General features: G+C 68.4%; 21 protein-coding genes and 1 tRNA gene. 15 read left to right on the top strand and 7 right to left on the bottom strand.

What is annotated here, in order from left to right; genetic code table 11:
- The first annotated feature begins 16 nt into the window (after nucleotides 1–16).
- Complete coding sequence (bamC, locus tag ROZ37_RS04400; RefSeq protein ID WP_312657810.1) at nucleotides 17–1,156, top strand: outer membrane protein assembly factor BamC; 1,140 nt, start codon at nucleotides 17–19, stop codon at nucleotides 1,154–1,156.
- Nucleotides 1,157–1,264: 108 nt separating this feature from the next.
- Here bamC and ROZ37_RS04395 read toward each other — a convergent pair whose 3' ends face one another.
- Nucleotides 1,265–1,537, bottom strand: coding sequence for a hypothetical protein (locus tag ROZ37_RS04395; protein WP_312657809.1), 273 nt, complete (start codon nucleotides 1,535–1,537; stop codon nucleotides 1,265–1,267).
- A gap of 173 nt (nucleotides 1,538–1,710) precedes the next feature.
- Nucleotides 1,711–2,199, bottom strand: coding sequence for a hypothetical protein (locus ROZ37_RS04390; protein WP_312657807.1), 489 nt, complete (start codon nucleotides 2,197–2,199; stop codon nucleotides 1,711–1,713).
- A 135-nt stretch (nucleotides 2,200–2,334) separates the two neighbouring features.
- Between ROZ37_RS04390 and rlmD the strand changes: the two genes are divergently transcribed.
- The 12 genes from rlmD (at nucleotide 2,335) to motD (ending at nucleotide 14,406) form a co-directional block, all read left to right on the top strand.
- On the top strand, nucleotides 2,335–3,636 hold the full coding sequence (rlmD, locus tag ROZ37_RS04385) for a 23S rRNA (uracil(1939)-C(5))-methyltransferase RlmD (RefSeq protein ID WP_312657805.1): 1,302 nt from the start codon (nucleotides 2,335–2,337) through the stop codon (nucleotides 3,634–3,636).
- A gap of 163 nt (nucleotides 3,637–3,799) precedes the next feature.
- Nucleotides 3,800–3,888 (top strand) — tRNA-Ser (locus tag ROZ37_RS04380).
- A gap of 507 nt (nucleotides 3,889–4,395) precedes the next feature.
- Nucleotides 4,396–4,614: a hypothetical protein gene (locus tag ROZ37_RS04375; RefSeq protein WP_312657803.1), complete on the top strand. Its 219-nt coding sequence runs from the start codon at nucleotides 4,396–4,398 to the stop codon at nucleotides 4,612–4,614.
- A 265-nt stretch (nucleotides 4,615–4,879) separates the two neighbouring features.
- Nucleotides 4,880–5,488 carry a pseudouridine synthase gene (locus tag ROZ37_RS04370; protein ID WP_312657801.1) on the top strand — a complete coding sequence of 203 codons (609 nt, stop codon included), beginning with the start codon at nucleotides 4,880–4,882 and terminating at the stop codon, nucleotides 5,486–5,488.
- A 37-nt stretch (nucleotides 5,489–5,525) separates the two neighbouring features.
- The gene (locus ROZ37_RS04365; protein WP_409449925.1) at nucleotides 5,526–5,981 is read left to right on the top strand and encodes a DUF192 domain-containing protein; all 456 of its coding nucleotides are present in this window, start codon (nucleotides 5,526–5,528) and stop codon (nucleotides 5,979–5,981) included.
- Between the two features lie 208 nt (nucleotides 5,982–6,189).
- On the top strand, nucleotides 6,190–7,329 hold the full coding sequence (gene flhB / locus ROZ37_RS04360) for a flagellar biosynthesis protein FlhB (protein ID WP_312657799.1): 1,140 nt from the start codon (nucleotides 6,190–6,192) through the stop codon (nucleotides 7,327–7,329).
- 32 nt (nucleotides 7,330–7,361) lie between these two features.
- Entirely contained in the window at nucleotides 7,362–9,458 is a 2,097-nt protein-coding gene (flhA, locus tag ROZ37_RS04355; protein ID WP_312657798.1) for a flagellar biosynthesis protein FlhA, read from the top strand.
- A gap of 123 nt (nucleotides 9,459–9,581) precedes the next feature.
- Nucleotides 9,582–11,072: a flagellar biosynthesis protein FlhF gene (gene flhF / locus ROZ37_RS04350; protein WP_312657797.1), complete on the top strand. Its 1,491-nt coding sequence runs from the start codon at nucleotides 9,582–9,584 to the stop codon at nucleotides 11,070–11,072.
- 1 nt (nucleotide 11,073) lies between these two features.
- Nucleotides 11,074–11,883 (top strand): flagellar FleN, encoded by an 810-nt coding sequence (locus ROZ37_RS04345; RefSeq protein WP_312657795.1) that lies wholly within the window; start codon nucleotides 11,074–11,076, stop codon nucleotides 11,881–11,883.
- A 113-nt stretch (nucleotides 11,884–11,996) separates the two neighbouring features.
- Complete coding sequence (locus tag ROZ37_RS04340; RefSeq protein ID WP_312657925.1) at nucleotides 11,997–12,773, top strand: RNA polymerase sigma factor FliA; 777 nt, start codon at nucleotides 11,997–11,999, stop codon at nucleotides 12,771–12,773.
- A 19-nt stretch (nucleotides 12,774–12,792) separates the two neighbouring features.
- Nucleotides 12,793–13,533 (top strand): flagellar motor protein, encoded by a 741-nt coding sequence (locus tag ROZ37_RS04335; protein WP_312657793.1) that lies wholly within the window; start codon nucleotides 12,793–12,795, stop codon nucleotides 13,531–13,533.
- A gap of 24 nt (nucleotides 13,534–13,557) precedes the next feature.
- Nucleotides 13,558–14,406 carry a flagellar motor protein MotD gene (motD, locus tag ROZ37_RS04330; RefSeq protein WP_312657791.1) on the top strand — a complete coding sequence of 283 codons (849 nt, stop codon included), beginning with the start codon at nucleotides 13,558–13,560 and terminating at the stop codon, nucleotides 14,404–14,406.
- A gap of 2 nt (nucleotides 14,407–14,408) precedes the next feature.
- Here the strand turns inward: motD and parC are convergent, their stop codons facing one another.
- The 5 genes from parC to ROZ37_RS04305 all read right to left on the bottom strand — a co-directional run bounded on the left by parC (nucleotide 14,409) and on the right by ROZ37_RS04305 (nucleotide 22,176).
- Nucleotides 14,409–16,778 carry a DNA topoisomerase IV subunit A gene (gene parC / locus ROZ37_RS04325; RefSeq protein WP_312657790.1) on the bottom strand — a complete coding sequence of 790 codons (2,370 nt, stop codon included), beginning with the start codon at nucleotides 16,776–16,778 and terminating at the stop codon, nucleotides 14,409–14,411.
- Nucleotides 16,779–17,021: 243 nt separating this feature from the next.
- Nucleotides 17,022–17,813 (bottom strand): TIGR01458 family HAD-type hydrolase, encoded by a 792-nt coding sequence (locus tag ROZ37_RS04320; protein WP_312657789.1) that lies wholly within the window; start codon nucleotides 17,811–17,813, stop codon nucleotides 17,022–17,024.
- A gap of 79 nt (nucleotides 17,814–17,892) precedes the next feature.
- Nucleotides 17,893–19,866 carry a DNA topoisomerase IV subunit B gene (locus tag ROZ37_RS04315; protein ID WP_312657788.1) on the bottom strand — a complete coding sequence of 658 codons (1,974 nt, stop codon included), beginning with the start codon at nucleotides 19,864–19,866 and terminating at the stop codon, nucleotides 17,893–17,895.
- 97 nt (nucleotides 19,867–19,963) lie between these two features.
- On the bottom strand, nucleotides 19,964–21,895 hold the full coding sequence (mutL, locus tag ROZ37_RS04310) for a DNA mismatch repair endonuclease MutL (RefSeq protein WP_312657787.1): 1,932 nt from the start codon (nucleotides 21,893–21,895) through the stop codon (nucleotides 19,964–19,966).
- Between the two features lie 35 nt (nucleotides 21,896–21,930).
- Nucleotides 21,931–22,176 carry a hypothetical protein gene (locus tag ROZ37_RS04305; RefSeq protein ID WP_312657786.1) on the bottom strand — a complete coding sequence of 82 codons (246 nt, stop codon included), beginning with the start codon at nucleotides 22,174–22,176 and terminating at the stop codon, nucleotides 21,931–21,933.
- Here ROZ37_RS04305 and purN point away from each other — a divergent pair.
- Nucleotides 22,160–22,843, top strand: a complete 684-nt coding sequence (gene purN / locus ROZ37_RS04300) for a phosphoribosylglycinamide formyltransferase (RefSeq protein ID WP_312657785.1) — start codon at nucleotides 22,160–22,162, stop codon at nucleotides 22,841–22,843. The genes ROZ37_RS04305 and purN overlap by 17 nt on opposite strands.
- Nucleotides 22,825–24,183, top strand: a complete 1,359-nt coding sequence (locus ROZ37_RS04295) for a DUF3108 domain-containing protein (RefSeq protein ID WP_312657784.1) — start codon at nucleotides 22,825–22,827, stop codon at nucleotides 24,181–24,183. The genes purN and ROZ37_RS04295 overlap by 19 nt, the downstream gene beginning before the upstream one ends.
- Nucleotides 24,184–24,194: the final 11 nt, after the last annotated feature.

The following is a 24,194-nucleotide window of genomic DNA, read 5'->3' as shown; positions in this document are numbered from 1 at the left end:
GGACCGCTTGAAACTCATGAACCGCACTGTCCGCACTTCTGCGTCACTCATCGCGCTATCGGTTGCCCTCGCAGGGTGTTCCGGTTCGCTTCTGGAATCGAAGAAGATCGACTACAAGAGTGCGCAGAAGCTGCCGCCGCTCGAAATTCCGCCGGATCTCACGGAGCCGACACGCGACGATCGTTACGCTGTTCCCGATGTCTCGCCGCGCGGCGTGGCCACGTTTTCTGCCTACAGCAACGAGCGCGCGGGACAGCCGCAGGCTAAATCGACCACAGACGTTCTTCCTGCCGTCGAGCGCATGCACGTCGAGCGGGCAGGCACTCAGCGGTGGCTCGTGGTGCCGGGCTCGGCCGACACCCTGTGGCCGCAGGTCAAGGATTTCTGGCTCGAACTCGGCTTCATCCTCGACGTCGAGCGGCCGGAAATCGGCGTGATGGAAACCGACTGGGCCGAGGACAGGGCGAAGATTCCGCAGGATTTCGTGCGCTCGACGCTCGGCAAGGTTCTCGACGGACTGTTCTCGACGCCCGCACGCGACAAGTTCCGCACGCGCCTGGAGGCGGGCAAGGAGCCCGGCACCGTCGAGGTTTACATCAGCCATCGCGGCATGATGGAGATCTACCCGAACGAAGCAAAGGATACGACCGTCTGGCAGCCGCGCCCGGCCGACCCGGAGCTCGAAGCGGAAATGCTGCGCCGGCTGATGGTGCGGCTCGGCGCCGACGAGGCGCGCGCGCAGGCCATCGTCCAGGCTGCGCCGGAACCGCAGCGCGCGGAGCTGAAGAGCGGTGCGGGCGGCAAGATCAGCCTCACGCTCGAGGAGTCCTTCGACCGCGCGTGGCGTCGCGTCGGTCTGGCGCTCGACCGAACGGGCTTCACCGTCGAAGACCGCGACCGTTCGAAGGGGCTGTACTTCGTCCGTTACGTCGACCCGGAAGCCGACGCCAAGTCGAAGAAGTCCGAAGGATTCCTGTCGAAGCTGGCGTTCTGGCGGGACAAGGAGGATGTCGTCGCCGGCGGTAGCGAATACCGCATCCGGGTGCAGGGTGAGGGCGATGCGTCCACGGTGTCGGTGCTCACTCGCGAGGGCGGCGAGGATCCGTCGGAGACCGCACGCAAGATTCTCGGTCTGCTTCAGCAGCAACTACGCTAATCGAGCGGGGCGCTCCCGCGGCGCTCCGTCACGCGAAACTCGCCGCTGCATGGCGAGAACACAAAAAAGCCGGCTCGCAGCCGGCTTTTTGCTGTCGCGAAGCCTGAATTACTTCGCTTGTTCCTTCGCGGCTTCGACGGCTTGGTCCGCGCCTTCCTTAGCAGCTTCGACGGCCTGCTCGGCGCCTTCCTTGGCGGCTTCGACCTGGTCGGCCGCACCTTCCTTCGCAGCTTCGACCGTGTCCTTGGCGGCCTGCTCGACCTGAGCGGCAGCCGGGGCGGCCTGTTCGGCGGCCGGAGCGACGGGGGCGGCCTCTTCCTTTTTGCCGCAAGCGGACACGGCGATGGCGATCAGGGCGGCGACGAGGAGCGATTGCTTCATGTTCTGAATCCTTTTTTTGACGGGGGTGAAGACAGCAGTTGATCAGCGTCGTCTGCCGCTTGCATGTCCGGATAAGCCGAACGAGTGGCAGCCGAAAGACCAACGAAAATTCTAACACGTGCGCCTATTTCAAATGCAGATTCCTGTTGCGCCGCCACAACGCCCGATCTGCGCTAGATCCCAAGCGACGCGCCGGTTGTCGTCGACGTGCCATTTATCCACATTGTTTCGAGCTGTGCGAGCAGCATCGACGCGGTCCGCTCATCCTCGGCGGCAAGTTTGCCGCGTGGTCCGTCCTGATCGAAGCGTGTGACCACATGCCGCGCGTCTGCGACGAGAAAGGGCTGCCTCCAGTTCCGGAGTTGGGTGCTCGTGACGCGCACGGCCGCGCGGTGACTGAACGCGCCGATCAGCGCGACGAAGCGGGGGCATTCCCGTTCGGCGAAATCGGTCGAATGGACGAGGATGCGCAATGCGTCGCGGCGGGGCGACGTTCGGCACAGCCTTTCGAGCGCCGCGATCGACGTGGGGTTTTCCAGCCCGGCTTCGCGAAGATCGGGATCGAATATCGCGATCGTGCTTGTCGCCGTTTCGAGCGCGGCGAACATCGCGGAACGGTACTCGGTATAGCTGTCGAATCGGCGTGGCGACAAGGCTTCCATGGCTTGCTCCTGGTTCGGGAGTCGGGGCATCCGGACTCGGCGGGCGGGCTGCGCGATCGGCCGACGAATTATAGGGGGCAGTGTCAAAACGGCCCCGGCGGCCGGTAAAATCGCACTCTTTTTGTCGGTTCGCCCATGCCTACCGCAGTCATCGAGTCACTGGATCACGAAGGTCGCGGCGTCACCCATGTCGACGGCAAGGTCGTCTTCGTCGAAGGCGCGCTGCCCGGCGAGAAAGTCGAATACTCGGTTCATCGCAGCCGGCCGAGCTACGACCTCGCGCAGGTGACCCGCATCGTCAAACCAGGGACGCAACGAGTCGCGCCGCGCTGCCCGCATTTTTCGGTCTGCGGCGGCTGTTCGATGCAGCATCTGGACTCCGTCGCTCAGGCGGCAGTGAAGCAACGGGTGCTTGAAGATGCGCTGTGGCACGTCGGAAAGGTGAAACCCGGGGTCGTTTATCCGGCGATCCACGGCCCGTCCTGGGGCTACCGCTATCGGGCCCGGATCGGTGTCCGGGTCGTGCCGAGCAAGGGGGGCGTGCTGATCGGCTTTCACGAGCGGCGCAGCAGCTACATTGCCGACATGCAGCATTGCGACGTTCTGCCGCCGCACGTGTCGGAGATGCTGCCTGCGCTGCACGAGCTGATCGGCGGGCTTTCGATCGCGGACCGCATTCCGCAGATCGAGGTCGCGGTCAGCGATATAACGACGGTGCTCGTGTTCCGCAATCTCCTGCCCTTGAGTCGCGAAGACGATGCCCGCCTCGCTGCCTTCGCCGCGGAACATCGCGTCCAGGTGTGGCTCCAGCCCAGACAGCCTCCGAGCGCGTACCGCCTGCACCCCAAGAACGCGCCGGAACTCGCCTACACGCTGCCGGAGTTCGATCTCAGGCTGGCCTATCTGCCCACGGATTTCACGCAGGTCAATAACGACGTCAACCGGCTGCTGATCCGCCGCGCGATGCAGTTGCTCGATCCGCAGCCGGGCGAACGCATTGCCGACCTGTTTTGCGGTCTCGGAAACTTCAGTCTGCCGATCGCCCGCCGAGGGGCACGGGTCATCGGCGTCGAGGGCAGCGACGCGCTCGTCGCGCGTGCGCGCGAGAACGCGCGTTGCAACGGGCTCGAAGCGCAAAGCGAGTTTCATGCGGCGAACCTGTTCGAGGCGACCGAGGACAGCCTTGCCGCGCTCGGGCCGCTCGACAAGCTGTTGATCGACCCGCCCCGCGAGGGCGCGATCGCGGTCGTCAAGGCACTTGGGCCGCAGCAACTGCCGCCGCGCATCGTCTACGTCTCGTGCAACCCGGCGACGCTCGCGCGCGACGCGGCCGTGCTCGTCCGCGAGAAGGGTTACCGCCTTGCCGGTGCCGGTATCGCCAACATGTTTCCTCAGACCTCGCACGTCGAATCGATCGCCTTGTTCGAGCGCGACTGACTCGTACGGTCCTCGGCTAAGTTATACTCGGCGGCTTCCGTAAGCGTGGCGCAGCGGTCGATTGCAACCGGCGGCGAAAGCCGCGCGCGAGCGAAGCTTCCAGCGCCTCGTGGCGGGTACTTCCGCAAGTTGCAACAAGGACCACAGCAACTTCGCCGATTCCGGAGGCTTGGGGGAGCGGTTTAACCCAGCAGTCTTGAAAACTGCCGACGTCTTTGGCGTCCGTGAGTTCGAATCTCACAGCCTCCGCCACTTGCCAGAACGGCCCGTCGTTCGCGCTGTTTCGATCAGTCCGAGAATTGCGTCTCGCATAATCGAGCATCGGCCATGAGACGATAAGCGTCTCTGAAACCGGAAGCTTTCCCGTGAATTTTCGTGCTGTTCGAATCGTATTCCTTACTGTCGTCGTCGGGGCCGCGGCGGGCGCGGTCATCTGGTGGGATGCGCAGCGAGGAGTTGAAGGAGCGCAGGTCGCGGGGGGGGGGGGCGCCGGCAACCGACGCGCCTCCGGTTGTTCAACCGACGCAGAGCGCGCAGCCTGAGCCGCAATGGCGCAAACCCGGGCCACAGAAGCCGGAGCCGGGTGGGGAATTGCACCCGCTGGAAGTGCCGCGGAACGGTCTGTTCCGATGTGATCAGGACGGGAAGACCGTTTATCAAGGCGAGCCGTGCGAGCGGGGACAAAAGCAGACGGAGGTCGAGGGCGGGACGGTGAACGTCGTCGCAGCGACGCGGCCGGCGAGTCGACCGCGCGCGACGATGGCGAACGATCCGGCGCCTGAAAGCGGCTCTGCATTCGGGCGCATCGCGGCGCCGAGATTCGACCTCGTCGATCACGAGCGCTGCGCGGTGCTCCGGAGTGAAATCGAACGGGTCGATACCCTCGCGCGGTATCGGTCGACCGAGCGGCTGCGCGAGCGACGCCGGGTCCTGGTTCGGGAAATGGACGATCTACGGTGCGAAACATGGCCGTCGTGAAGCGGCGATTCCGGGAAACCTTCGTGACGGGCGGGCAACGACCTCTGACGGGGTCGTCACGAGCCGGAGTCGCGCTTTTTCCCAACATGGACCGCGCACCATTGTTCGCGTCGTGCCTGCCTTCTGCGGCCTCGACAAATTCCGGGAAAGACCAGAATGGCCGCGGGCTCGGGGACGCCGCTCGTCGTCCGTGCACCGGCCGCCCCTTCGTGCAAGGCGTCTGCCTCCCGGCTTCGTCCGCCGCCGTGCGATGGCGTGAACCCGCATGTCCCGCCTGATCCTCCTCAACAAACCTTACGGCGTGATCTGCCAGTTTTCCGGCGAGCCGGGCCGCGCGACGCTGAAGGACTTCGTGCCGGTGCCGGGGGTGTATCCGGCCGGCCGGCTCGATACCGACAGTGAAGGCTTGCTGCTGCTGACCGATGACGGCGGATTGCAGCACCGGATCGCCGATCCGCGGCACAAATTGCCGAAGACCTATCTCGTCCAGGTCGAGGGCGAGCCCGACGAGGATGCGCTCGTGCGCCTGCGCGCGGGGCTCGATCTCGGGGATTTCGTCACACACCCTTGCGACGCTCGCGTCGTTTCCGAGCCCGACCGGTTATGGCCGCGCGATCCGCCGGTGCGGTTTCGCAAGAGCGTGCCGACGTCGTGGCTCGAGATCGTGCTGCGCGAGGGGAAGAACCGGCAGGTCCGGCGGATGACTGCGAAGATCGGGTTCCCGACCTTGCGGCTCGTGCGGCTCGCCATCGGCCCGTGGTCGCTGGCGGAGCTCGGCCCGGGCGAGTGGCGCGAGGCATCCGGGTTGGCGTTGCAAGGGCCTTCCGCCGCCGCGCCTGCGACGGGAGCGCGCAGCCGCGGCGGGCGGCGTTAGAATCCCGGCTCGAATTTCACAATGGACGGTTGAAGCGATGGTTCGTCGGGCAGCGCGTCGTCTTGCCGGTTTCCTTGTCGCCGGTGTCCTTCTCAACGTGCCTGTTGTTCGCGCGGAGCTGCCGGTCGTCGAACTCGGCGCCGGGATGTACCGCATCGAGGCGGAACTCGCGCACACCGACAAGGCCCGGCAGGTCGGGCTGATGAATCGGACGGTGATGCCGGCGCACCGCGGCATGATCTTCGTCTTCCCGCAGGACGCGCGCCACTGCATGTGGATGAAGAACACGCTGATCCCGCTGTCCGTTGCGTTCCTCGACGCCGAGGGACGCATCCTAAATATCGAGCGCATGCTCCCGCAAACCGAGAACTCGCACTGCGCCGCCGATCGCGCCCGTTATGCGCTCGAGATGAATGCGGACTGGTTTTCCAGCCGCAAGATCGCCGTCGGCGAACGCATCCGCGGCGTCGAGCGCCTGCCGGCCGGGCGCTGACCGCGGCACGATTCGCGAGGGTTAGCCGGACGCCGGTCCGGCCCGCGCTCGTCGCTTACCCGTCGCTCCAACTTCCGAAATAGGGGTTTTTCCGGTCGCTTATCCGGCGGCCCCGTTTGCCGATGTCCCTTGATAATCGCCGCATGTCGCTGTTCGTCCGCATCGCGCGGGCGATTCGCGGTGCGGCGGTACAGGCAAGGAGTCGGCGATGGCCGAAGACAGCGATCTCGAAAAAACGGAACAGCCATCATCACGGCGCCTCGAACAGGCGCGTGAGGAAGGGCAGGTTCCGCAGTCGCGCGAGCTGTCGACCTTCCTCGTGCTGATTTCGGGCGTCAGCGGCCTGTGGATGATGGGTGGCTGGATTTCCGAACGCGTCCTCGGCCTGTTGCGCCGCGGTTTCACTTTCGAGCGCGCGGTCGCGTTCGACCCGCAGCTGATGATCAAGGGTTTCGGCGAGCTCTTCACCGAAGCGCTGCTGACGATGCTGCCGCTGTTCGGGGTGCTGATGATCGCCGCAGTCGGCGCGCCGATCCTGATCGGCGGCTTCGTGTTTTCGCCGAAGTCGCTGGGGTTGAAGCTCGACCGGATGGACCCGCTGAAGGGCCTCGGCCGAATGTTCTCGCTGCACGGGCTCCTGGAACTGGTGAAGTCGCTGCTGAAGGCCGCCGTCGTCGGCGGCGTCGGCGCGTTCGCGGTGTGGCGCGAGCGCGAGCACATCTTCGCGCTGATGTTCGAGAACGTCGAAACCGCGGTGCCGGACTTCCTGCAATCCGTGTTGTTTTCCGCGCTGCTGATCGTCATGGGCCTGGCGATCCTCGCGCTGATCGACGTGCCGTTCCAGCTGTGGCAGTACCACAAGAAGCTGCGCATGACGAAGGAAGAGGTCAAGCGCGAGGCCAAGGAGCAGGAGGGCGACCCGCACGTGAAGGGACGCATCCGCAGCATGCAGCGCGAGTTGGCGCGGCGCCGGATGATGGCCGAGGTGCCGAAGGCCGACGTCGTCGTCACGAACCCGACGCACTTCTCGGTGGCGCTGAAGTACGACGCGAAGAAGATGAGCGCGCCGATCGTGATCGCGAAGGGTCGCGGCGAGATCGCGCTGAAGATCCGGGAACTCGCGAAGGGACACCAGGTGCCGCTGCTCGAAGCGCCGCCGCTCGCGCGTGCGCTCTACAAGCACTGCGAGCTCGAGCAGGCGGTGCCCGGCGCGCTCTACACCGCGGTCGCCGAAGTCATGGCCTACGTGTATCAGCTCAACCAGTGGATGGCGCAGGGCGGCCTGCCGCCTGCGGCGCCGGCGAAGCTGCCGGTGCCCGAAGACATGGACCCCGGTGCGCCGGACTGAGGCCGCCCGCACGGAATGCATAGAGACAAGCGATGCCCGAAACCCTGAACCTGCGCGCACTGCTGACGCCGACGAACGTCCGGATGCTCGGCGCACCGATCTTCATCATCATGATCCTGTCGATGATGGTGCTGCCGTTGCCGGCGTTCGCGCTCGACGTGTTCTTCACGTTCAACATCGCGATCTCGGTGATGGTGATGCTGGTCGCGATGTACACGAGGAAGCCGCTCGACTTCTCGGTGTTCCCGACGGTGCTGCTCGTGACGACGCTGCTGCGTCTCGCGCTCAACGTCGCCTCGACGCGGATCGTGCTCCTCGAAGGGCACAACGGCCCGGATGCGGCCGGCAAGGTCATAGAGGCGTTCGGCCACTTCCTCGTCGGCGGCAACACCGCGATCGGCATCGTCGTGTTCGTGATCCTCGTGATCATCAACTTCGTCGTCGTCACGAAGGGCGCCGGACGCATCGCCGAAGTCAGCGCGCGCTTCGCGCTCGACGCGATGCCCGGCAAGCAGATGGCGATCGACGCCGACCTCAATGCCGGGCTGATCGAGGAGGCCGAGGCGAAGCGGCGCCGGAAGGAGGTCGCGCAGGAGTCCGAGTTCTACGGCGCGATGGACGGTGCGTCGAAGTTCGTCCGCGGCGACGCGGTCGCCGGCATCCTGATCCTGCTGATCAACATCCTCGGCGGTTTCATGGTCGGCGTCGTGCAGCACGGGATGTCGGCGGGCGCGGCGATGGAAACCTACACGCTGCTGACGATCGGCGACGGCCTGGTCGCGCAGATCCCGGCGCTGGTGATTTCGATCGCGGCCGGCCTCGTCGTCGCGCGCGTCGGCGACGAGGGCGACATCGGCGGCCTCGTCGTCACGCAGGTGTTCTCGAACCCGCGCGTGCTGATGCTGACCGCCGGCATCATCGGCGTGCTCGGACTGATTCCGGGGATGCCCAACCTCGTCTTCATCCTGATCGCCGGCGCGCTCGGCTGGTTCGCGTGGAAGCGGATCGGCGCCGAACAGCGCGAGGCCGCGGCCGCAGCGCAGGTGAAGCCCGAAGCGGCCGTGCAGCCGGAAGCGGAAAACCTCGAAGCGAGCTGGAACGACGTCGCGCCGGTCGATGTGCTCGGTCTCGAAGTCGGCTACCGGCTGATCCCGATGGTCGACAAGGGGCAGGACGGGGAACTGCTGAAGCGCATCCGCGGCCTGCGCAAGAAGTTCGCGCAGGACGTCGGCTTCCTCGCCGCGCCGGTGCATATCCGCGACAACCTCGAACTGAAGCCGAACGCGTACCGCATCGCGCTGAAAGGCGTCGAAATCGGCGGCGGCGAGGCGTATCCGGGACAATTCCTGGCGATCAACCCCGGGCGCGTCAGCGGGCCGCTCGCGGGGCGCGAGACGCGCGACCCGGCGTTCGACCTGCCGGCATTCTGGATCGACATCGGCCAGCGCGAGCAGGCCCACGCGCTCGGCTACACGGTCGTCGATGCGAGCACGGTCGTTGCTACGCACCTGAACCACCTGATCCTGAACCACGCGGCCGAACTCCTGGGCCGCCAGGAGACGCAGGCGCTGCTCGACCACATTGCCAAGGGGGCCCCGAAGCTCGTCGAGGACCTCGTCCCGGCGCTGCTGCAGGTCGCGACCGTGCAGCGCGTGTTGCAGAACCTGCTCGACGAGGGCGTCAACATCCGCGACATGCGCACGATCATCGAGACGCTCGCCGAGAACGCACCGCGCACGCAGGACCCGCTCGAACTCACGTCGCGCGTGCGCCAGGCGCTCGGCCGCTCGATTCTGCAGGGCCTGTTCCCCGGCAATGCCGAGATCCAGGTCATGACCCTCGAACCCGCGCTCGAACGCATCCTCATGCAGGCGATGGGCGGGGGCGGCGACGGCGGCGCGATCGAGCCGAGCCTCGCCGACGGCCTGCTGCGGCACACCGCCGAAGTCGCACAGCGCCAGGAGGACATCGGCCTGCCGCCGGTGCTGCTCGTGCCGCCGCAACTGCGCTGGCTGCTGTCGCGCTTCCTGCGCCGCGCGGTGCCCTCGCTGAAGGTCATCGCGAACTCCGAAGTGCCCGAGACGCGCACGATCCGCGTCACCACCATGGTCGGCGCGGGCGCGAGCTGATCGCCGGTAGGCGGGACGGAATAGACGGGGGAAACCCGGTTTATTCCGCGCAAGCCCGCGGAGGCCCGGACCACATAATCGGACCAACGATGCGCCACGAGCGCCGCAGTCCGGAGAGTCGATATGAACGTCAAGCGCTATTTCGCCCAAACCGCCCGCGAAGCCCTGCGTGCCCTGAAGGCCGAGCTCGGAGCCGATGCGATCGTGCTGTCGAACCGCGCCGTCGACGGCGGCGTCGAGATCCTCGCGCTGCCGGCCGACGCGGTCGGCGCGCTGCAGTCGGCGACCCGGAGCGCAGCGCCCGCAGCGCCGAGAGTGCAGGCGGCACAGCCGGCCCCGCTGCCCGATATCGATGATGACTACCATGTGCGGCTGACCACCCGCGCGCCGGCGGCGCCGTCCCGTCCTGCGACGGTGCAGCGCCCGGCTGCGGCGAAGCCGGCGAGCCCGGTGATCCGCCCCTTCAACCCGCCGCGGATGGAGACGCCGGACTATCTGATGCGCACGCGCGATCGCGCTCAGGCCTTCGAAGAAGACACGGCGAGCGACGCGCCGGCCGCGGCGATGCTGTCCCGCAGCGCGCGCGCGACCGAGCCGGCGCCGTCGCGACCGGAAGCTGTTGTCCCCGCCGCCCGCGAAATGTGCGAAGAGCGGGACGACCCGCGGATCCGTGATCTGCAGGACGCCAACGCGAAGCTGATGGGCGAGCTCGCCGGCATTCGCGAACTGATCGAACGCCAGTTGTCCGGCTTCGCGTGGGGCGAGACGCGCCGCAAGGCGCCGGCACGCGCGGACACCGTTGGCGAACTGCTCGAAGCGGGCTTTTCCGGCGTGCTCGCGCGCCGTCTCGCCGACGTCGTCGGTGATGGCGCGAGCGCCGAGGAGGCGCGGGCCGCCGTGAAGGCCGCGCTCGCCCGCGAGCTGCGCTCGATGTCGTCCGACGCGGACATCATCGACCGCGGCGGCGTGTACGCGCTCGTCGGCCCGACCGGTGTCGGCAAGACGACGACGACTGCCAAGCTCGCGGCGCGTTGCGTGGTGCGCCACGGCGCCGACAAGCTCGCGCTGATCACGACCGACGGCTACCGGATCGGCGCTCAGGAGCAACTGCGCATCTACGGCCGGATCCTCGGCGTGCCGGTGTTCTCGGTGCGCGACGGTGCCGACCTGCGACAGACCCTCGCCGAGCTGCGCAACAAGCACATGGTGCTGATCGACACGATGGGCATGAGCCAGCGCGATCGCATGGTCGCCGAACAGGCGGCGATGCTGACCGGCGCCGGCAACGTCCGCCGCCTGCTGCTGCTCAACGCGACCTGTCGCGGCGACACCCTCGCGGACGTCGTGCGCGCGTATCGCGGCCCGGACCTCGCCGGCTGCATCCTGACGAAGATCGATGAGGCGGCGTCGCTCGCGCCGGCGATCGACGTCGCCGTCACCAACGCGCTCGATGTGTATTACGTCGCGAACGGCCAGCGCGTGCCCGAAGACCTTCATCTCCCGAACCGCGCGTATCTGCTGCACCGCGCGCTGCGCGCGCAAGCCGCCGACTCGCCGTGGAAGTTCGAAGGCGAGGAAGCCGGGCTGATGCTCGCGGCGGGCGCGGGAGCCTGACATGGTCGACCCCCGTGAGGACCAGGCGGCCGGCCTGCGGCGGCTCTTTCGCCGCGCGCCGCCGACCGTCGTGGCGCTGTACGCGACCGGGCGCTCGCGCGCGTCGACCGCGCTGCTCGCGGCGCACCGCATCGCGGGACAGTCGAGGCCGGTGTTGCTGCTCGACGAGGCTGCCGGGGACGCGTCGCTCGCCCGCGCCCTCGGTCTGCCCGATGGGCCCGACCTCCTCGGCGTGCTCGGCAGCGAGATCGGGGTGCGCGAAGTGCTGCAGCCGGTGCCCGGACTCGTCGGGCGCGTCCCGGTCTCGGCCGCCGCGCTCGCGCTGCCGCTGCTCGACGAGGAACGCCGCGCACGCCTTGTCGCTTCGCTGCGCGAACTCAACCGGCACGCCGGCTTCGTGCTGATCCATGCCGGTGCGGGCACGGCCGACGACCCGTCGCCGTTCGTCTGCGCGGCACCGCGCCGGCTGATCGTCGCCGGGGCGAGCCGTTCCGGCGCGACCGAAGCGTACCGCGTGATCAAGCAACTCGCCGCCGCTGGGGCGGGCTCGCTGCACGTCGCGGTGGCGAACGCGCGCAGCCGCGACGAGGCACACGACTTCTTCGCTGCGCTCGGCCATCTCGTCCGCCGGCATGTCGGCGTGCCGCTCGCATGGCTAGGTGAAGCGGAGCGGGACGATCTCGCGGCCGGCCTCGAAAACGACGCCGTCGAGGCGTCCTCCGGCGACGCGGCCGCGGCGTTTCTACGCCGGCTCGCCGCGTTCGGGCAGCCAGCGGCGCGAGGCGCGATCAACTCGGGAGTGCGGCCATGACCGCAGGAACCTATTCGATGCGGCAGGACTTTGCCGACGGAGGCCCGGCTGGCGGGCGCGGCGCGGCGCCCTGTGAAGGCGCGCCGGGCCGCAGGAAATCACAGGCGGACTGGATGTATGACGCTGAAGGCAATCCCGACAAGAATCAGCTGGTGGAAACCTACGCGCCGCTCGTGAAGCGGCTCGCCTATCACCTGATGGCGAAGCTGCCGGCGAGCGTGCTGATCGACGACGTGATCCAGAACGGCATGCTCGGCCTGCTTGACGCGATCAACCGTTTCGAGGACGGCCTCGGCGCGCAGTTCGAGACCTACGCGGTGCAGCGCATCCGCGGCGCGATGCTCGACGGGCTGCGCGAGAATGACTGGCTGCCGCGCAGCGCGAGGCGCGACATGCGCCGGATCGAGACGGCGATTCACAGTCTCGAACAGCGGAACGGCCGCCCGCCGACGGAAATCGAGCTGGCCGAGGCGCTCGACATGCCGCTCGCCGACTACCAGCGCATGCTGCAGGATGCGCGCGGCCATCAGCTGGTGCATTTCGAGGACTTCACCGACGAGGAGGGCGAGGACTACTTCGAGCGCCATCTCGGCGAGCACGAGTCGAATCCGCTCGACGTGCTCGAAGAAGCCGACACCCGGGCCGCGCTCGTGCGCGCGATCAACGATCTGCCCGAGCGCGAGAAGCTGATGATGGCGCTGTACTACGACGAGGAGCTGAACCTGCGCGAGATCGGCGAGGTGCTCGGCGTGTCCGAGTCGCGCGTATGTCAGCTGCACAGCCAGGCGGTCGCGCGGCTGCGCGCGCGGGTCGTCGGTGCGGTTTCGGCGAAGGCGCCGGGCAGCGGGCCGCGTCGCGGCCGCCCCCCCAAGAAGCCCGCGGTCGCCTGACCGCAGCGCAGCCTCCGCGATGGACAAGACCAGCATCTTCGGCCTCACGCTCGGCATCGCCGCGATCCTGCTCGGACAGGTGCTCGAGGGCGGCCACATCTCGTCGCTGATCCAGCCGACCGCGTTCCTCATCGTCATCGGCGGCACGTTCGGCGCGGTGATGCTGCAAAGTCCGCTGCGCGTGTTCCGCGAGGGCGTGCGGATGGCGAAGTGGGTGTTCGCGCCGCCGCCGTCGTCGCATGCCGAATTGATCGCGCACGCGTCGGCATGGAGCCACGTGGCGCGCAAGGAAGGCCTGCTCGCGCTCGAGACGCGCATCCCGACGCTGTCCGACCCGTTCGCGCGCAAGGGGCTGCAGCTCGTCGTCGATGGCGTGGAGCCGCAGCGGCTGCGCGAAGTGCTCGAAGTCGAGATCGATGCGTGGGGGGCGCAGATGAAGCAGGGCGCGAAGATCTGGGAAGCGGCCGGCGGCTACGCGCCGACGATCGGCATTCTCGGCGCCGTGATGGGGCTGATCCACGTGATGGAGAACCTGTCCGACCCGTCCAAGCTCGGTTCGGGTATCGCGGTCGCGTTCGTCGCGACGATCTACGGCGTCGGCTTCGCGAATCTCGTGTTCCTGCCGATCTCGAAGAAGCTGATGGCCCACGTCGCGGCCGGCGTGTCGCTGCGCGAGATGCTCGTCGACGGGCTCGTCGGCATCGCGAACGGCGACAACCCGCGCCTCATCGAGAGCCGGATGCAGGGCTACGTGCCCTGACCGGCGCCGGCGAGGGGCACGCACATGGCGCGACGCCGCAAGCACGAAGAAGAGCACGAAAATCACGAGCGCTGGCTCGTGTCCTACGCCGATTTCATCACGCTGCTGTTCGCGTTCTTCGTCGTGATGTACTCGCTGTCGTCGGTCAACGAAGGCAAGTACCGCGTGCTGTCGGAATCGCTCGTCAGCGCCTTTCGCAGCGGCGCGCTCATGTCGGAAGGTGCGCGCTCGGTGCCGACGGTCGTACCCGCGGTCGCGCCGGTGCTCCCGCCCGCGCAGCCGCCAGTCGAATCGGCCGCCGAAAATGGCCGTCGCGACGCGGCGCTGCGGCGGATGACCAGCATCGCCGACGAGATCCGCCAGGTGCTCGCGCCGCTGACGCAGGGCGGGCAGGTCCGCGTGACCGAAGGCGTGCGCGGGATCAGCGTCGAGATCAACGCGAGCGTGCTGTTCGCCCCCGGCGACGCGACGCTCGACCCGGCGGCAGTCGCAGCGCTGCGGGCGGTCGCGCAAGTGCTCGCCCGCGCCGATTTCCCGATCACGATCGAGGGGCATACGGACAACCTGCCGATCAGCACGTCCCGCTTTCCGTCCAACTGGGAGCTCTCGGCCGTGCGCGCGTCGTCGGTCGTGCGGCTCTTCATCGAGGCCGGCGTGCGCGGTGCCTTGTTGACCGCGGCCGGCTACGGCGACCAGCGCCCCCTTGCGCCGAACGACGACGAGGCGGGCCGCGCGCGCAACCGCCGGGTAACGCTCCTCATCGAATCGATGCTCGGTGATCCGCCGTCGCGCGCCCCCGGTCGCATCCCCGCCGACGACCCGATCCGCGCGATCCTCCCGGCAGCCGGCGGGACCGTCGACACCGCAGGCTGAAGTTAACCGAGCGCCGTCGGCTTCAGCTTGATCGTGAGGGCGACGCCCTTGCGCGCGCGCCGGTGGACCAGCGTCGCGAGCTGAGCGGGTTTCAGTTCGACGCTCGCCGGCTTGTTGCCGCGGCCGATCCCTTCGACTTTGAGCACCGCGCCATCGGCCGGCACTGCGACCGCGACGAGCGCCTCGCCGTCGTCGAGCGCCATGACGATGACGCCGCGCCCGCCGGCCTGCACCTTCATCTCGCTGCGCAGGAATACGAGGATGCGCCCGTTCTCCGACACCGCGGCGATCCGCTCGCCGGTGGCGCGCGCCGGGGCGAGCACTTTCTCGCCCTTTTCGAGCGTCATGAATGCCTTGCCCGCGCGCTGGCGGCTGGTCGCGTCGGCGACCGTGCAGATGAAGCCGTAGCCGCCGGAGTTCGCGAACATCCAGCTCGATTCGGGTTCGGCCGAGGCGACCTGCGCGAGCTTGCCGCCGTTCTGGAAGTCGACGAGCGTCGCGATCGGCGCGCCGTCGCCGCGGCCGCCGGGCAGATCCGATACGCGCACGGTGTAGGCGCGCCCCTGCGTGTCGATGACGACGAGCGGCCAAGGCGTGCGCGTCTCGATCACCGCGAAGCCGAAGTCCCCCGCCTTGTACGTGATCGCCGCGGCGTCGATGCCGTGGCCCTGGCGCGAGCGCACCCAGCCGTTCTTCGACACGATCACGGTGACCGGCTCGTCGGGCACGCTGAGTTCCGCCGGCGCAATGGCCGCGACGCTCTCGATCAGCGTGCGGCGGTCGTCGCCGTATTTCTTCGCGTCGTCTCCGATCTCCTTCAGGATCAGCTTCGTCATCGCCGGGCGGCTGTCGAGCAGGTGCTGCAGCCCTTCGCGCTCTTCCTTCAGTTCGGCGAGTTCCTTCTCGATCTTGAAGCCTTCGAGGCGCGCGAGCTGGCGTAGCCGGATCTCGAGGATGTCCTCGGCCTGGATCTCGGTGAGGCCGAACGCAGCGATCAGCGCCGGCTTCGGCTCGTCGGACTCGCGGATCACGCGGATCACTTCCTCGATGTGCAGGAACGCGATCATCCGGCCTTCGAGGATGTGCAGGCGGCGGTCGACCTCGTCGAGGCGATGACGCGTGCGCCGCTCGACCGTCACGTAGCGGAAGTCGATCCACTCGCGCAGGATCTGCACGAGGTTCTTCTGCTGCGGCCGCCCGTCGCGGCCGATCATCGTCAGGTTCACCGACACCGAGCTCTCTAGGCTGGTGTGAGCGAGCAGCACCGCCATGAACTCGTCTCGCGACTGCCGCGACGAACGCGGCTCTAGCACGATGCGCACCGGCGACTTGTCGCTCGATTCGTCGCGCACCGTCTCGAGCACGCCGAGCACGAGCTGCTTGAGGTTCTTCTGCTCCTGGCTGACGTCCTTCTTGCCGGCGCGCGGCTGCGGGTTCGTCAGCGCCTCGATCCCGGCGAGCACGCCGGCGGCCGATACGCCGTGCGGCAGCTCGTCGACGATCACGCGCCACTGGCCGCGGGCGAGCTCTTCGACGTGCCAGCGCGCGCGCATCCGCAGGCTGCCGCGCCCGCCTGAATACGCGTCGCGGATCGCATCGGGCGACGAGATCAGCTGGCCGCCGCCGGGAAAGTCGGGGCCGGGCAGCAGCGGCAGGATGTCGTCGAGCTCGGCGTCCGGGTGGCGGATCAGGTGCGCGGTCGCATCGGCGACTTCGCGCAGGTTGTGCGGCGGGATCTCGGTCGCCATGCCGACCGCGATGCCGGACGCGCCGTTCAGCAGCACGAAAGGCAGGCGTGCGGGAAGGAGCTGCGGCTCCTCGAAAGCGCCGTCGTAGTTCGGGACGAAATCCACGGTGCCGCGGTCGATCTCCGCCAGCAGCAGCTCGGCGATCGGCGTCAGCCGGCATTCCGTGTAACGCATCGCCGCGGCCGAGTCACCGTCGCGCGAGCCGAAGTTGCCCTGGCCGTCGACGAGCGGATAGCGCAGCGAAAAGTCCTGCGCGACGCGCACCATCGCGTCATAGACGCTGGTGTCGCCGTGCGGATGATATTTGCCGATGACGTCGCCGACGACGCGCGCGGACTTCACGTGCTTGGATGCCGCGTTGAGGCGCATCTCGCTCATCGCGTACAGGATGCGCCGCTGCACCGGCTTCATGCCGTCCTCGACCTGCGGCAGCGCGCGCGACTTTACGACGCTCATCGCGTACGCGAGGTAGGCGCGCTCGGCGTAGCGGTCGAGCGGCAGCGGACCGTCGCCGGTCATGCCGTCGCCGGCGGCGGGCGGACTCGGAGGCGAGGGCGGGGCGGCGTCGGCGGGCGCTTTCGGGGTGCCCGACGGGCCGAACAGATCAAGAGTGTCGTTGCTCATGAAAGACTTGCATTGCAGCGTCGGACGCGGAAAGCGCCGCCTGCGGAAATTCGGTGATCAAACCGGCAGTTGAATTCAACCGTTCGCCCTGAACCTGTCGAAGGACGGTCTCAGGGCCGGGACGAATGCGTCCTCACTTGAGCCGATCGGCTCGGCCCGAACGGTATGCGACTGCCGCATTAAAGCGGCGCATTGTACGCGAGCCTCCCGGCGTGGGTCCGGCGCCGTGAGCGTGGCAGCGGATCACGAACGAGTTCCGGCGAGCAGGACGCCGACCGCCTGCCCGAAGTCGTCGACGACGAAATCGGGCCGGATTGCGGGGTCCGCGTCGTCGCCCGCGCGATATTTGCCGGTGCGCACGAGGATCGCGGGAATCCCGGCATCGATCGCCGCGCCGACGTCGTCGTGCACATCGTCGCCGATGACGGTCGCATCGTCGGGCGCGACGCCGAGCGTGGCGAGCGCAGTGCGGAAGAAGGCCGCCGCGGGCTTGCCGACGATCTCGGCCCGCGTGCCGCTGCTGAATTCGAGGCCGACGACGAAGGCGCCCATGTCGAGCGACAGGCCGTCCTCGTCCATGAAATAGCGGTTCTTCGCCATCGCGATGAAGGGTTTGCCGGCCATCAGCAGGCGGAATGCGGCGTTGAGCTGCGCGTAGTCGAGAAACGGGCCCATGTCGCCGAGGACGACTGCATCGGGCTGCGTCGCGCTCGCGCCGACTTCGTCGGCGAGGTCGGGATGCACGAGGTAGAGCGGATGCAGCTTGCGCTCGCGCACGAGTTGCAGCGCCGCGTGCGCGGCGGTCTGCACTTCGTCCTCGTCGATGTCGAACCCCATCCGGCGGAGCTTCTCGACGATCTTCCGCCGCGGCGTGCGGGTCGTATTTGTCAGGAAACGCAGCGGCAGCCCGGCGGCGCGCAGCCGGGCGAGCGCCGCGACGGCGCCGTCGATCGCCTGGTTCCCGACGTGCAGCACGCCGGCCAGGTCGATCAGCACGGCCTTCGGGCGTCTCACCGGGTTCGTCGCAGCGGTCATCGCGGCCTCCGTCGCAGGGATCGGACCTCCCCGTTATAGGAGGCCTCCGGCGGCGCGGCCAAACGTCCGGGAGCCGGTGTCAGACGTCGGCCTCGACCGTGTCGCCCTTCGCCTCCATCCACGCGCGCCGGCCGGACGCTTCGCCCTTGCCCATCAGCAGCGTGAACATCTTCAGCGTGTCGTCGAGCGCGTCGGCGCGCACTTCGACCGGCAGCACGCGCCGTGTCGCCGGGTCCATCGTCGTCTCGCGCAACTGGTCCGGGTTCATCTCGCCGAGGCCCTTGAAGCGGCCGACTTCGATCGCGTCGGGCTTGAAGCCTTCCTTTTCGAGCCGTTCGCGGATCGCGGCGAGCTCGCCGTCGTCGAGCGCATACAGCCGTCGCGCCGGGCGCTTCTTGCCCTGCGCCGGCACGTCGACCCGATACAGCGGCGGTTGCGCGACATAGATGTGTCCGCGGGCGATGAGCTCGGGGAAGTGACGGAAGAACAGCGTCAGCAGCAGCGTCTGGATGTGCGCGCCGTCGACGTCGGCGTCGGACATGATGACGACCTTGCCGTAGCGCAGCCCAGAGAGATCCGGTTGGCTGCCCGCGGCGTGCGCATCGACGCCGAGCGCGACCGCGATGTCGTGGATCTCGGCGTTTGCGAGCAGGCGGTCGGCGTCGATCTCCCACGCGTTCTGCACCTTGCCGCGCAACGGCAGGATCGCCTGCGTCTCCTTGTTCCGCGCCATCTTCGCCGAGCCGCCGGCCGAGTCGCCCTCGACGAGGAAGAGCTCGTTGTCCGCGAGATCCTCGGATTCGCAGTCCGACAGCTTGCCCGGCAGCACCGCGACGCCCGAGGTCTTCTTCTTCTCGACCTTCTGTGCGCTCTTCTGCCGCGCGAGCGCCTGCTTGATCGATAGCTCCGCGATCGCTTTGCCGGCTTCGACGTGGTTGTTGAGCCAGATCTCGAACGGGTCGCGGATCATCGCCGACACGAGCTTCACCGCTTCGCGCGAGTTGAGCTTCTCCTTCACCTGCCCCTGAAACTGAGGGTCGAGCAGGCGCGCCGACAGCACGAAGCTCATCCGCCCGGCGACGTCGTCCTGCTGCAGCTTGACGCCGCGCGGCAGCAGCGCGTGATGCTCGATGAAGCTCTTCACCGCGTCGAACACGCCGGCGCGCAAGCCGCTCTCGTGCGTGCCACCGGCAACGGTCGGGATCAGGTTGACGAAGGATTCGCTCGGCACCGCGTGCTCGAACCAGCCGAGCACCCATGCCGCGCCTTCGCCGGGCGCGAAGGTCGCGTCGTCGCGATCCGCGTATTTCTCGGTGGCGAAAAGCGGCGCGACCGGTTCGATGTCGCCCGCCTGCTCGCGCAGGTAGCCTGCGAGGCCTTCCGGGTAGGACCAGGTTTTCGTCAGCACCGGTCCCAACGCCTGCTCGATGTCGAGGCGCACCGACACGCCCGACAGCAACACCGCCTTCGAGCGCAATAAGCGCTCGAGCTCCATCTGCGGCACGCGGGGGTTCTCGAAGTACTTGCCGTCCGGCCACACGCGCACCCGCGTGCCGGTCTGCCGGCCGCAATCGCCGATGACCGAAATCGGGCTGATCCTTTCGCCCCCATCGGAAAAATCGATGCGATGGATCTTGCCCTCGCGCTTGATCTCGACTTCGACCCGGGTCGACAGTGCGTTCGTCACCGAGACGCCGACACCGTGCAGGCCGCCCGAGAACGCATACGCGCCGTGGCCGTCGCGCTTGTCGAACTTGCCGCCGGCGTGCAGCCGCGTATAGGCGAGCACGACGACCGGAACGCCTTCCTCGGGGTGCAGGCCGACCGGGATGCCGCGCCCGTCGTCGGCGACGCTGACCGAGCCGTCGAGGTGCAGCGTCACGTGGATCTTCTTCGCGAAGCCGCCGAGCGCCTCGTCGGCCGAGTTGTCGATGACTTCCTGGATGATGTGGGCGGGCGAGTCGGTGCGGGTATACATGCCCGGCCGCTCGCGCACCGGTTCGAGCCCCTTCAGGACCCGGAACGAGGATTCGTCGTATTGCTTGGCTGTCATGGCTATCTGCGCTTCATGGCCGCCGCGGGAGGCGGCCGAGGGGGTGCAAGGATACCCGCTGAAGGCGCATCCCGCACCCGCCGGGCGAGCGCCGCCGTTACTGCCCGCGCATGAAGAAGCGGTCGAGATCGGCCATCGTCAGCTGGGTCCAGGTCGGGCGGCCGTGGTTGCACTGGTCGGCGCGTTCGGTCGCTTCCATGTCGCGCAGCAGCGCGTTCATTTCCGGGAGCGTCAGGCTGCGGTTCGCGCGCACCGCGCCGTGGCAGGCCATCGTCGCGAGGAGTTCGTTGCGGCGTGCGGTGACGACTTCGGAGGCCGGGAATTCGCGCAACTCTTCGAGCAGCTTGCGCAGCAATTCGCCGACCGGCGCGTTCGCGAGCAGCGCCGGGACGCTGCGCACGACGAGCTCGGTCGGGCCGGCCGCAGCGACGTCGAAGCCCATCGCCGCGAGCACGTCGCGACATTCCTCGGCGGCGGCCATGTCTTTCGCGCCGACCGACAGCACGGCCGGGATCAGCAGGCGCTGCACCGAGGGCCGGCCGTCGAGCACGGTCTTGAGCTTCTCGTAGAGGATGCGTTCGTGCGCGGCGTGCATGTCGACAAGCACGAGGCCGGCGGCGTTCTGCGCCAGGATGTAGGTCCCGTGGAGCTGGGCGACGGCGTAGCCGAGCGGGGCGGCCTCGGCGGCGAACTCGGACGTCGAAGGAGGCAGGGCGGGTGCGGAGCCGTCGCCTCGGCCGGCACGCGACGCCCTGCCCGACAGGGGAAACGCGGTCGGGCGGAAGCCGGACGCGAGCCCTTCGTCGGTCGCGGGCCGGGCGCTCGCAGCGAAGTCGTAATAGCTGCGGCTCGCCGACTCCATGGCAAGACGACCCTGTACCGGCGGCCGGTAGGCATCTCCGCTCGCGTAGCGGGCCGCGGGGAATGGCGGCTTCGCGCCGCTCGCTGCGGACCCTGCGCCGCCTGCCGCGTCGGTGTTCGGGGATGCATCGCCTCGCATCGCAGCGGAAACGACGTTGTCGACCGGTCCGTTCGCGACGCCGGTCGCGGCGCCCGATTCGGCGAGCGCGCGCGACAGCGCATGGAAGACGAACTGATGGACGGCGCGGGCTTCGCGGAATCGGACTTCGATCTTCGCCGGGTGCACGTTGACGTCGACGCCCGCGGGGTCGAGTTCGAGGAACAGCACGTAAGCCGGATGCCTCGCGCCGTGCAGGATGTCTGCGTAGGCCTGGCGCACCGCGTGCGTCAGCAGCTTGTCGCGGACGAAGCGGCCATTGACGAACAGGTATTGTGCGTCCCGGTTCGCGCGCGAGTAGGCCGGCAGCGCGGCGAAGCCCGACAGCCGCAGCGCCCCGGCGTCGGCGTCGAGCATACGCGCGTGCTGCAGGAAATCGTCGCCCATCAGCGCGCCGACGCGCCGCAGCGGTTCGTCCGGTGGCAGGCGATGCACGACGCGGCCGTTGTGCGCGAGCTGCAGCCCGATGTCGGGCCGCGCGAGCGCGACGCGGCGGAACACCTCGTCGCAGTGCGCGTACTCGGTCGCCTCCGACTTCAGGAACTTGCGCCGCGCGGGCGTGCTGTAGAAGAGGTCGGCGACGTCGACGACGGTGCCCGCGTTCAGCGCCGCGGGCGCGAGGCTGCGGTCCGCGCCGTCGATCCGCCACGCGTGCGCGCTGCCTTCGGCGCGGCTCGTCAGCGTCGTGCGCGCGACGGCGGCGATCGCCGCGAGCGCTTCGCCGCGAAACCCCATCGTGCCGACCTGCTCGAGATCGTCGAGCGTCGCGATCTTGCTCGTGGCGTGGCGTTCGAGCGCGAGCGCCAGTTCGTCGTGTGCGATGCCGCAGCCGTCGTCGGCGACGCGGATGCGGCGCACGCCGCCTTGCTCGAGCTGCACCTCGATCGCCCTTGCGCGGGCGTCCAGCGCGTTCTCGAGGACTTCCTTCAGCACCGAGGCCGGGCGCTCGACAACCTCGCCGGCGGCGATCTGGTTGACGAGGAGGTCGGACAGCGGGCGGATCGAAGGCATCGGCGAGGAGCGGGTTTCGGCAACGGAGCCGCGGATTATACGAGCTGGCGACCGCTTTCCGCGGCGGCGGCGTGAAGTTGGGGCGGGCGTTCCGGTATCATCGCGGCACCCGGCTTCGCCTTCGTGCAAACGAATCGCCAGCGCTTGCCTTGCAGCCGGCGCGGAGGCGAACGCAATGTCGTCGCGATGGTCAAGAAGTCGCCATCTCGACTTTCCAGCGGCTGCGAGTACAGCCCGCGTCGAATCGAACTCAAGAACCCGAACATGAAGTCCATCGTCATCCTCGTTTCCGGCCGCGGCAGCAACATGGAAGCCATCGTGCGCGCCCGCCTTCCGGGCGCCCGCATCAGCGCGGTGATCAGCAACCGGCCCGATGCGAAGGGGCTCGAATTCGCCACCGCGAACGGCATTCCCGCGATCGTCGTCGACCACAAGGCCTTCCCGACGCGCGAAGCCTTCGACCGGGCGCTCGGCGAGGCGATCGACGCGCACGCGCCGAACCTCGTCGTCCTCGCCGGCTTCATGCGCGTGCTGACCGAGGAATTCGTGCGACATTACGAGGGGCGGCTCTTCAATATCCATCCGTCGCTGCTGCCCGCGTTTCCGGGGCTGCACACGCACCGGCGCGCGCTCGAAGCCGGCGTGCGGGTGCATGGCGCGACGGTCCATTTCGTCACCGCGGCCCTCGATTGCGGGCCGGTCGTGATCCAGGCGGTCGTGCCGGTGCTGCCCGGCGATGACGAAGAAACGCTGTCGGCGCGCGTGCTCGCGCAGGAGCACCGCATCTATCCGCAGGCCGTGCGCTGGTTCGTCGAAGAGCGTCTCTCGGTCGCCCCGGACGGACGCGTCACGGTGCGCGGCGAGTCCGCTGCCGCCGCGGCCTGGACGGTGCCGGCGCTCGACCCGCTCGCGCGAGATTGGAGCGAGGCGTGCGGCACCGGCTCCTGATCGCCGCGCTCGGCGTCTCGGTGCTCGCGCATGCGGCCGTCCTCGGCTCGACCGCGGGCTTCGGCCGGGCGCATGAGTCCGCGGTAGCGCCGGTCACGCTCGACGCACGGCTTGTCGTGCCCGAACCGATGCGGCCCGTCGTGCCTTCGACGGACGACGTGCCGAATCCGCCCGCTGCGGCAGCGCCCGTCCCGCCGAAGCCGCAGCCCAAGACGAAGCCGCAGCCGAAAGTGAAGCCTGCGGTCGCCACCGCGCCATCAACTGAACAAACCCTTGCGCTTGCGGTGCCTCCGCCGACGCCCGACTTGCCGTCCGAACCGGTTGTCGATGCGTCCGCGCTGGCCGCGCCGCCGGAGGTGATCGATCCGGTCCCGCCGCAGGCGTCGTCAGCGGACCTTGTGGCGAATCAGGCGATCGAGCCGGATCTGCGAACCGTTGCGGCCGCCGCCGATTCCCGCAAGTTCAGTTCCGCCGGCTGGCCGCGCCGCGGCGACATCCGCTTCCGCGTGATGCTCGGCGAGCCCGGCTTCGAGGTCGGCGAGGCGCGGCACGAATGGACGCACGACCGCAAGCGCTACCAGATGTCGGTGTCGCTCGAGACGACCGGCGTCGTCGACCTGTTCCGCAAGCTGCGCTACCGGCAGCACAGCGAGGGGCGCGTGGGACCGAAGGGGCTGCAGCCGGATCGGTTCGGTGTCGAGCAATCCGGGCGCAAGCCCGAATCCGCGGAATTCGACTGGCAGGCGGGGCAGGTGACGATGCGGCGTGGCGATCGTACGCGGACCGCCGCGATCGAGCCGGGCGATCAGGATCTGCTGAGCCTGTGGCACCAGCTCGGCATCGTCGGCGTCGCCGGCCTGCCGCAAGAACTCAATGTCGTCAGCGGCAAATCGGCGACGCGATCGGTTCTCGAGGCAGTCGGCGTCGAGCGGCCGGTGCTGCCGATTGGCCAGCTCGAAGCCTTGCGCGTGCGGGCGAGGGCGCTAGACGGCAAGCTGTCGATCGACATCTGGCTCGCGCGCGAGTACGGGATGCTGCCGGTGCGCATCCGCATCGTCGATGAAAAGGGCGAGGTGCTCGACCAGCAGGCCGTCGAACTGCGCCTCGCGCCGACCGGGAAGAACAAGGCCGCAAGCCCGAAAGCCGACAACGACGCCGACGGCGAGCCGGGCGAGAGCGTGCTGCCCGCCGAGGCCGTCGCGCAGTACGCGAGTGCCGGCCAGGAGCACGTGGCCGAACGAGAGGCCCGCTCCGATGCCAGCGCGACGGACGCCGCCAACGAAACCGAAATGATCGAATTGCGGGAAGTGCAGCACGACCCCGCGTCCCTTTACCAGTGAGAATCGAACAA

The organism is Aromatoleum sp. (genome assembly GCF_032027225.1).
In the GTDB taxonomy this organism is placed as follows: domain Bacteria; phylum Pseudomonadota; class Gammaproteobacteria; order Burkholderiales; family Rhodocyclaceae; genus Aromatoleum.
Note: the sequence above shows the minus strand (reverse complement) of the source record. Positions and strands in the feature narration are given on the sequence as shown.